This is a genomic window from Moorella mulderi DSM 14980 (genome assembly GCF_001594015.1).
GTDB classification, from domain to species: Bacteria; Bacillota; DSM-521; order Neomoorellales; family Neomoorellaceae; genus Neomoorella; species Neomoorella mulderi.
This window is the reverse complement of the sequence record NZ_LTBC01000008.1, coordinates 89,754-98,975: the sequence shown is the minus strand read 5'-3', so window position 1 is coordinate 98,975 and position 9,222 is coordinate 89,754. Positions and strand designations below refer to the sequence as shown.

Annotated in this window: 8 protein-coding genes; 5 read left to right on the top strand and 3 right to left on the bottom strand. The window is 43.9% G+C overall.

What is annotated here, in order from left to right:
- Nucleotides 1–93 precede the first annotated feature (93 nt).
- Nucleotides 94–645: a hypothetical protein gene (locus MOMUL_RS10480; RefSeq protein WP_062284733.1), complete on the top strand. Its 552-nt coding sequence runs from the start codon at nt 94–96 to the stop codon at nt 643–645.
- A gap of 11 nt (nt 646–656) precedes the next feature.
- Nucleotides 657–1,049 (top strand): hypothetical protein, encoded by a 393-nt coding sequence (locus MOMUL_RS10475; RefSeq protein WP_062284727.1) that lies wholly within the window; start codon nt 657–659, stop codon nt 1,047–1,049.
- Nucleotides 1,050–1,804: 755 nt separating this feature from the next.
- Here MOMUL_RS10475 and MOMUL_RS10470 read toward each other — a convergent pair.
- From MOMUL_RS10470 to MOMUL_RS10460, 3 genes are all read right to left on the bottom strand, one after another.
- Nucleotides 1,805–2,023 carry a hypothetical protein gene (locus MOMUL_RS10470; protein ID WP_062284726.1) on the bottom strand — a complete coding sequence of 73 codons (219 nt, stop codon included), beginning with the start codon at nt 2,021–2,023 and terminating at the stop codon, nt 1,805–1,807.
- The gene (locus MOMUL_RS10465) at nt 2,020–3,066 is read right to left on the bottom strand and encodes a mechanosensitive ion channel family protein (RefSeq protein ID WP_062284744.1); all 1,047 of its coding nucleotides are present in this window, start codon (nt 3,064–3,066) and stop codon (nt 2,020–2,022) included. Before MOMUL_RS10465 ends, MOMUL_RS10470 begins: the two co-directional genes overlap by 4 nt.
- A gap of 646 nt (nt 3,067–3,712) precedes the next feature.
- Nucleotides 3,713–4,612, bottom strand: a complete 900-nt coding sequence (locus MOMUL_RS10460) for an isocitrate lyase/PEP mutase family protein (RefSeq protein WP_062284725.1) — start codon at nt 4,610–4,612, stop codon at nt 3,713–3,715.
- A 513-nt stretch (nt 4,613–5,125) separates the two neighbouring features.
- Here MOMUL_RS10460 and MOMUL_RS10455 point away from each other — a divergent pair.
- The 3 genes from MOMUL_RS10455 (at nt 5,126) to MOMUL_RS10445 (ending at nt 9,177) form a co-directional block, all read left to right on the top strand.
- Nucleotides 5,126–6,484 (top strand): MmgE/PrpD family protein, encoded by a 1,359-nt coding sequence (locus MOMUL_RS10455; protein WP_062284723.1) that lies wholly within the window; start codon nt 5,126–5,128, stop codon nt 6,482–6,484.
- Nucleotides 6,485–6,763: 279 nt separating this feature from the next.
- Entirely contained in the window at nt 6,764–8,110 is a 1,347-nt protein-coding gene (locus MOMUL_RS10450) for an MmgE/PrpD family protein (protein ID WP_062284721.1), read from the top strand.
- Between the two features lie 17 nt (nt 8,111–8,127).
- Nucleotides 8,128–9,177: a tripartite tricarboxylate transporter substrate-binding protein gene (locus MOMUL_RS10445; RefSeq protein WP_062284719.1), complete on the top strand. Its 1,050-nt coding sequence runs from the start codon at nt 8,128–8,130 to the stop codon at nt 9,175–9,177.
- Nucleotides 9,178–9,222 lie beyond the last annotated feature (45 nt).

Here is a 9,222-nt window from a genome sequence, read left to right as displayed (position 1 = left end):
GGGTTTCCCATAGTGCTTGCCGTTCGGCTTTGGTCATAACAAAAAATCCTCCTCAGCTTGTGTTCTGAAGAGGATTATCCCCTATACTTGCGATTGGTGCCAAGGTGGGCTGTATTTGACGCTTACGTTCTTATTCATTTCGAACCTTTTATGATCGAAATAAGAACACCTATGCAGGATACAAAAAAATTTAAGTCGGCTGTTTTAAAAGCCATGGGAATTACTAAAAGTACATTTGAAGAAGAAGTAACTTGGGAGCAAATTACTAAGCTTACCGATAAAGAAGCGTTGGAGTTAGCTATAATCTTAAGAGCCAAGTTACGTAATGCTAAACACCAAATGTTGGAAGGCATTTACGCAACCAAAGAAGTAACAGCTAGCCCAACGGTTAAAGACCTCAGTAAGGAGGAAGAATACCTTAAAGAATTTAAAGATATACCATGCAAAAAGAGGGTATTTAATTTTTTGTTTGAGCATAGTTATGGACTTAAAGAGGATATAAGCTATCAGATAACAGATCAGGGTTTAAATTTTATTACACCAGTCTCAGAAGAAGTAATAAGCTTTGTGTTGGACAAAATAATTCAAATAAGGAAGAAAGCTTGGGGCAGTGGTTCTGAGAACTTTCCTAAAACGGGAACTTAGGGGGATGCAAAATGAATACCTTCGAAATTGATGATGTCCTTGAAGAAATGGCATTAGAAGGTAGAAGGCATTTTGCTCCTCATTATGTTTGCCAAAGATTGGGGATATCTGAAATTAAAGGCGTTACTAATTACCTTTTGTCCCTAGTAGGAAGTAAATTAATACCATCTTTTGAGGTTGAATGTCCAAATGGGGATATTGATTTTGCGGTTAATGACCCCAGGTTGATCTCTAAAGAAACCAGAATATGTCATATCTGTGGGGAAGAATATGAGCCAGATCCGGAAAGAACGTGGTTAGCTTTTGATTTTACAGAGAGATATCTCTTACACGTAAAAAAAAAGAAAGCCCTTCGCGGAAAACGGAACTCTGTTGCTGCTCTCAATTCTTTTGTCCTAAGTTAAATCTGACTGAAGCGCAGCAACTTCCTAACTATAAAACCGTCTTTAATGTAAATATTTATAGTGATGGGGGCAATGTTAGCATAACTTATAACGAAGCTACTAGGATTGTTGAAGAAAAATATCCTGAGGTTAGTAGAATACTAGCTCAAGCACCTGAAATTAAAGAACTTAAAGAGGTAATTCACCAACTAACTTTAGGAATAGCCCAATTAGCAGCAAGTCAGGAAGAGAATAAAAAAAGGAATCCTAGCTACTTTCTAGACATTGCGAGTAAAGTTGCCACATTAATCACAGCATATCCCTACATAATGCCTTGGTATAATACTTTAAAACAATGTGCAGCAAGTTATGGTATACACCTTCCATAAAGGAAGTGGTTGGATTATCCAGCAAGACTTTCCTTCCACCCCTCCAAGCCGTGACTCTCCGGCGGACAGTTATCTGCATTATGGATTTGAAAAAGTATATTCTCTACCAGATAGTAATTCAAATGTGGCTGGTCGAAAAGTTAATGGAGCAAAAAGGACGGTAATTTTTCATTACCATAATGTTGGTTATGCCTTATGTTACTGATTTGAATTGTGGATTTGAAAGTATGCGCCCCGCCTCCACCAGCCTTATAGCATTACCTCAATCCAAACTTGATAAACCATAATTTTGTGGACCAGACGGTCCACTATTTTTTTAAATTCAATGGGGTTATCCTTGTCTATAATTATGGCCTTAATAAAATCAGAGGTTTACAATGCTGCCATTCAGTTAACATTTTTTGTTAGGGTTTTATTCTGGATACCCAATTCATCCAGCCGGTTGATCATAGCTTCCCAGGAAACATCAAATTTTTCTTTCAGCTTGTCTATGGTACCGTCGTAGAGGTTGGCCGGGGTAACCTTCCACCGTGGTGAGCCGCGGGAATTCTCCATGGCTACGGGTGTGGCTGGGACGGTGAGACCGGGGTCCGTCCCGTCATTCATGCGCCGCTTTTCTCCAGGAACAGGGTCTGGGTCGGATAGGCGAATTCGATACCCTCTTGGGCAAAGCGCCGGTAGATCTCTAGGTTGATGGCCTGCTGGACGTCCATGTAGACGTTGTAATCTGGGACTGTTACGTAGTACACCACCTCGAAATTCAAGGAGAAATCCCCGAACTCCTTGAAGTGGGCCCGGTCAAAACGGGTATGGGGCTGGGATTCGATGATCCCCCGAATGATCCCCGGGATGGCCTGCAGCTTCTCGTAGGGAGTTTGGTAGGTCACGCCAATGGTGAAGAGAATCCGGCGCTCCTGCATCCGCTTGTAGTTCCGTACCCGGCTTTGGAGCAGGTCGCCGTTGCCAAAGATGATCTGCTCGCCGCTCAGGCTGCGAATGCGGGTGCTTTTGAGGCCGATATGCTCTACTGTGCCCATCAGATCATCGACAATAATGAAGTCGCCGATAACAAAGGGTTTGTCCAGAACGATAGAGAGGGATGCAATGAGGTCGCCAAGAATTTTCTGCACCGCCAGGCCTACCACGATGCCACCAACGCCGAGACCAGCAATTAGCGTGCCCAGATTCAGATCGGCGATGTTTTGCAGCGCCAAAAGGCCCACGATGGTCCACAGCAGGACCCGGCCAATGACGCCGATGGCTGAGAGGGTGGTGGCGGCGACCGCATCTTGGTCCAGGAGCTTCCGGGCGTAACTGTTAATCCAATTGGTGATGAGAGCGTTGCCCCACAGGGCTACCTGGAGGAAGAAGGCTCCGATCAGAACCTTCCTTAGGACAACGTAAGTCTCACCCAGCTCCAAAACCTGCGATCCGGCCCAGATAGCAACGGTCAGGAGAAAAAAACCACTGGTTTTGTCTAATAGCTCTACTGCCATATTGTCCAGCTCAGTAGTGGTCCGTTCGGCTACAGCCTTAAGCCGCCGGACTGCAATCCGCAGCAGGACCCGCTGGCTCAGGAGTGTTGCTATGGTGATGCCCAGGGCCAGGCCCCAGTCCATCCAGTAATTGCCATAAATTAACCATTCCATACCGAACAAGCCGGACGCCTCCTTGCTGGTTTCCAATCCTAATTATCCAGGTGCGGTAAATTTATCATACCATATAATCACTTCAGCTAGGAAGAGGCGTTTTCCTTCCTGGGATAGAACTGGTAAAAAGGGGCGCGCTTTTTTCAACATCTCCAGGGCGGCTGTCCGTTCCAAAGCTCCATTGGCCAATGTTGCCATGGCGCCGAGAATAACACCGGAGCGAACATCGATCAGGTTGTGGGCCAGATAGCTGAGTTCGCTTCCTTACCAGGACCCTTGCGGAAGAGCCGGGCATCTCACCCAAGGGCTGTTCCGCTTCTGGCAGGTGCTCCATAACATTGCGTTTCTTATACCCGCAGTGCTGAATGAAGGCTTTGATGAAGAAGTCCTGGAACTGGCTGGCAAATATAATGCTGTTTTGGTTACGTCGGAAATCATTAGAGGAAAGTCTTGCATCGTGCAGAACTATTTTACCCTCGGTATATGATTACACCCTATAGTGGCTCTTTAGAATAAAGCCCAGCCGGAGTAAAACTAGCGCATCCTGAATGCGCTTCTCTACCAGCTGGGCTGTATCATAATTTAACGCACATCATTAAATGTAAGCACTTTATTAAAGGATTTTATGGATACAAGAACGGGGATATTAATGACCTTCCGGTATATCCGCAAAATTCCTACCGGTAGAATATTTCTTTTCTATTTTACGAATTTCCGGCAATCCGATTAGTTTATTAAACTCTTCAAAAGCAATCATTCTATCGAGGAAGTTTTTAGTAGTCCCATCAGCTTTTAAAGTCCTCATAAGCTCGGTGACAGCTTTTGCGGTTACAAAGGTAGATGCCACACAGAATATAACAAGATTATATCCTATTTCCTGTAATTCTTTTACACTTAGAAGCGGCGTTCTACCATGTTCGAGCATATTGGCAAGCACGGGGACCTTGAAGCTGCTTGTAACCATTTTCATTTCTTCTACTGATTCAACTGACTCAATAAAAATTATATCTGCTCCTGCTTCCTCATATGCTTTACCTCTCTCTAAAGCCTCTTGTATCCCAAAATTGGTGCGGGCATCAGTTCTGGCCATTATCATAAAATCAGGATCACGTCTTGCATCACAGGCTGCTTTAATCTTTCCTACCATTTCTTCTGTTGATATAACTTCTCGTCCCAACATGTGACCACACTTTTTAGGAGCAACTTGATCTTCAAGTTGAATACAAGCAACACCAGCTTTTTCATATTCTCTCACAGTTCTTACCACGTTTACTGCATTGCCATAACCTGTATCTCCATCGGCAATAACTGGAATATTTACTGCTTCAGCCATATTTCTAGCTCTTTCAACCATCTCGGTCATTGTCAAAAGCCCTACATCCGGTTTACCCAATACACTGGCAGAAGTACCGTATCCAGTCATATAAACCGCTTCAAATCCCTCATTTTCTACTATCCTAGCTGTTAAAACATCATGTGCTCCAGGTGCCACCAGGATTTCATTTCTTTTTAAGAGATTGCGTAGCCTTGTAGACATTTTTTCCATATTTATAACGCCTCCATATATGTTGTTTTTAGATTTCGGATATTTCTTATTGCAAATTCTGTGCCAACCTGTAAGTCTGCAATTGTACTCATTTTCGCATAAATTTGTTTCAAAAAATGTTACAATTGTGCTTAATAGTCGGTTTCGTTTGTTACATACACCGGTGAGCTTGCCACAAAAAATCACGCTATGCAAAACAAAACTTGGCTATATAGGCCAGAGGGTTTTGACGAAAGTGTTACAAAAGGCCACTTAACTTTGTGAGGAAAAATTAGCAAGAACCCAGAAGAATAATTAGGTACACGGTAATATCAATCAAAGACTTGAAACTCATGAAACATATTAAACATTTCCTGAAACGTTTTTGTTTCTTATGAACTACATAAAAAGACTTTCTCTTTAAATTATGGGTTGGTACGCTTTTTGCTAATGCATTATTTTAGGGCGCCCTTATATGATTAGCTAAGTGAAAATCTTCTTGATGTATAAATCAATAATGAAAGGGGATTTAAGATGCCTTTCGATCATAGTATTGAGGTTATGGCCGATTATGCATATTCTTTGACCTATGAAGATTTACCCGAAAGTACAGTCAGAAGTGCAAAGTATAAGTGGATCGATTCTATAGGTTGTGCCTTGGGTGCTTTTCATGCGGAACCTTGCAAAATAGTCCGTAGGCTCTGCTTTGATACGGGAAACCCGCTTACTGCCCGTGTTATTGGTACTCTAACCAGAACCTCCCCGGAAATGGCTTGCTTTGCAAATTGCGTTATGGTGCGGTACCTGGACTTCAATGATTCTTTACGCATTAAAGATGCTGGTCACCCAAGTGATACTATCCCGGCCGTCCTGGCAATAGGCGAGGCTCTCCACGTGGATGGCAAAAGCCTGATAACGGCAACTGCATTGGCTTATGAAATATGTTACCGCTTCATTGCCCAGACGCCGCTGGATAAACTAGGTTGGGACCAGACCAATTATATTGGTGTCGGTAGCGCTCTTGCAGTGGGGAAACTTATGGGCCTGAACAAAGAGCAATTAGCCAATACTGCTGCCCTCGCCTTGACAAATACCGTTGGAACATACCAGTGCCGCGTGGGCGAACTCTCAATGTGGAAGGCATGTTCTGCCGGCATGGCTTGCTATCAAGGCATCCTGGCAGCCATGATGGCTCGCGAGGGCATGACCGGGCCAGAGGAAGCCATGGAAGGCGAGTATGGAATGATGAATATGGTTACTGGTAAAATTAGCATAGAACCCTTAAGCAAGGGGACACCATTTGGGATAGAAAAGTTTATGCTAAAGAAGTATCCAGTGCGGGATTCCTGCCAAATGCCCATTGACACTGCTCTTGAATTGAGAAAAAAGGTAAACCCGAACGAAATCAAGTCTTTGAAAGTAGAGATGTTTGAATCGGCTATGCGGACGGCAGTAAACAGGAAGCAATTATGGCAGCCTAAGACCCGCGAAACAGCTGACCATAGTATTCCTTTCTCAATAGCTGCAGCACTCCTTGACGGTTATGTTACGCCTGAAACCTTTGCCCGGGAAAGGTTCTTAGATCAAGATGTGCTTGATTTGTTGAGCCGTATGACCATTGAGGAAAACCCGGAATTCACTAAGCAAACTCCGGGGAAACGGAACATACGTATGGAAGCTACTACGTATTCCGGCGAAAAGATAGTTGTCCACAATTGCTGGACTCTAGAAGACGTTGGTCGGGAGTGGCCACCTGAGCAACTTGAGGCCAAGTTTGAGGGTTTGGCTCGCGACATCTTAACGCCTAAACAGACGAGGGATACCCTTGATATGTTGTGGCATTTAGAGGACTTGGATGATGCTGCCCGTATCCTAGATAACCTGCAGGCATAAGTTCACCAAAATTAATGCGGTTACCTGGGAACTTCACAAATCAGTGTTCTTACGGAAATAGCACCCGGAAGGCTAGCAGCCTGTGTGAATAAACCTTGTAAAATTTTTGTTATAGAAACCTCTTCTCTTAGTAAGGGATAGAAGGAAGATTGCTCGTAGCAAAGGTGCCCTAACTCAAATCTTGTTACTCATACAGGCTGCTAGATTATTATAAATCGTTTTGCGTCCTTAAAGACTTTTTCAGGAGCAAGACCTATTAAAAATATTAGGTGGGGGATTATGGGTACGCCTGGAGAAATTATTGCGGAATATGTTTACTCCGTTAATCTCGACGCTATACCAAAAGAAGTAGTTGAAAAAACTAAAGCTTGCTTACTTGACACCCTTTGCGTAGCGGTCGCCGGTTCGCAAAGTAAAGAGGCACTAATCGTCCAAAAAGTAGTATCGAGATTAGGAGGAATACCTGAGGCTACGGTAATAAATTCTCATGTTAAACTTCCGGCTCCAAATGCAGCGTTAATAAATGCTACCATGGCTCATTCTATTGAGCTTGATGATACCGATAGGTTTACATATTTTCACCCAGGCGCACCGATTGTAATGGCTGCATTGGCGATGGCAGAGGCTACGGGGTGTAGCGGGAAGAAACTGTTAGAAGGAATTTTGGTTGGTTATGAAACATCCATTCGCATTGCCGAAGCCATTAATCCATCCCATCGCTGGAGAGGTTTTCATACTACGGGAACGGTGGGTACTTTTGGTGCCGGTATCGCCAGTGCTAAAATTTTAGGTTTGGAGCCCCCCAAAATAGAGAGCACATTGGGTATTAGCGGCACACAGGCGGCGGGGTTATTTGAATTTCTTCAAGACGGCAGTATGATTAAGCGTTTCCATCCTGGTAAAAGCGCTTGGAATGGTATTATGGCTGCTTATTTAGCCGAAAGCGGGTTTACAGGACCGGCATCAATCCTGGAAGGAGAAAACGGTTTTCTGAAGGCTACTAGCGATAGAGCCGATGTTGCTAAGCTGACAGAGAATTTGGGGAAGTTTTATCGAATTTTGAGGGTAGGAATTAAGCGTCATGCTGCTTGTCGTTACTGCCATACTGCGATTGACGCAGCCTTAGAAATCAAATGTTGCAATGACATCAATATAAAGGAAATTGACAAAGTTATTGTCTATGTAAGTAAGCTTTGTGCTAAACAAACAGGTAACACCAACGTTTCAACTTTATTGGGAGCACAATTGAGTACGCCTTATGCAGTTGCCTTAGCATTGGTAAAAGGTGCAACCAGCATCAACGCATTTATTGAGGGACTTTCTGATCCTGAGGTTCTTTCTTTTATGCAAAAAGTGGAGGTTAAGGAATATGAAGAATTTGGCGAAACCGGCCGCCAGGCCGTAGTAAGCATTAAGACTAAAGAAGGGAGGTCGATGGAAAAAAAGGTAGATTTAGCCAAAGGGGAACCGGAAAATCCATTAACGCCTATGGAACTGAAGGAAAAAGCTACAGAACTATGTAAAAGTGTTTTAGGTAAGCAGAGGGCTGAACAACTATTAACCAGTATTGGGAATGTGGAGAAAATGAAATCTATAGATGGAATATGTGGGATACTAAGGGCTTAACTGAAAGGAGGCTGCTTATGGTTCGAGAAATTAAGAAACCCTCGAAACTACTTTTTTTAACTATAACTTTCATAATGTTACTAAGCTTGTTCTTGTGGGGTTGTGGACAAAAGAAGACAGAAACGGGTGGCCAGGAAGCTAAACAGGGAAATGAAAAATTCCCGGAAAAAGATATTACCATGATTGTCCCCTGGAACCCGGGTTCCACCAGTGACCGCAATGCCAGAACCATGAAACCTTACTTTGACAAGGTGGTAGGCAGGCCGTTATTAATCGAAAATATCCCCGGTGGCTCCGGTCTTGCCGGCTGGACTGCCTACATGAATAAACCGACAGATGGTTATACCTTTGTCTTTACCAACTGGCCGGTTCTCTACCAGCAAATTGTTATGGGCGAGGCCAAGTATAAACTGGACAACTTTTATAACCTGGGCGGCATCAACGACGATCCTATTCTGTTTCTGAAAAGGAAGGACGACAACCGCTGGAAAAACTTCGCCGAATTTATCGAAGACTGCAAGAAGAACCCCAACAAATACAAGGTGTCAATGACCGGCCCCAACTCTTTTCAGAATCTCGTGGCTTACTATGTTATGGATGTCTTTGGGATTAAATTCCAGATAGTAAACTCCCCCGGGGGTGCCAATGAGGCCAATCAGCTCCTTGCGGGGGGCCATGCAGATCTTTGTCTTACCAACTCCTACTCTGGTTATTTAATCCGTGATGTTGCATACGCTTTAGGCCTGATGGCCAATACCAAAGTACCCAATATGTGGCCTGAAGCCACACCTATTTCGGAGCAGACCGGCAAAAGTGACCTGGCCGAGCTTACCGTTCTTCGCGCTTTCTCAATAAACAGTGAAGTCCAGGAGAAACACCCGGAAAGGGTAAAGTTCATTGAGGAAGCGCTGGCCAAAGCTTGTACTGATCCCGAATTTGTTAAACAGTTAAAGGACAACGGAGAGGCTGATGTGAGCTTCTGGATACCCAGGGAACAATTTGAGAAGAAGCTCAAGGGTTCTCTGGAAATAGTAGATAAATATAAGCAGTTCTTAGTTAAAAAGTAATATAATCGTTCCCCCGGGCAAGGCTAGCTTACCTGGCCAGCCCGG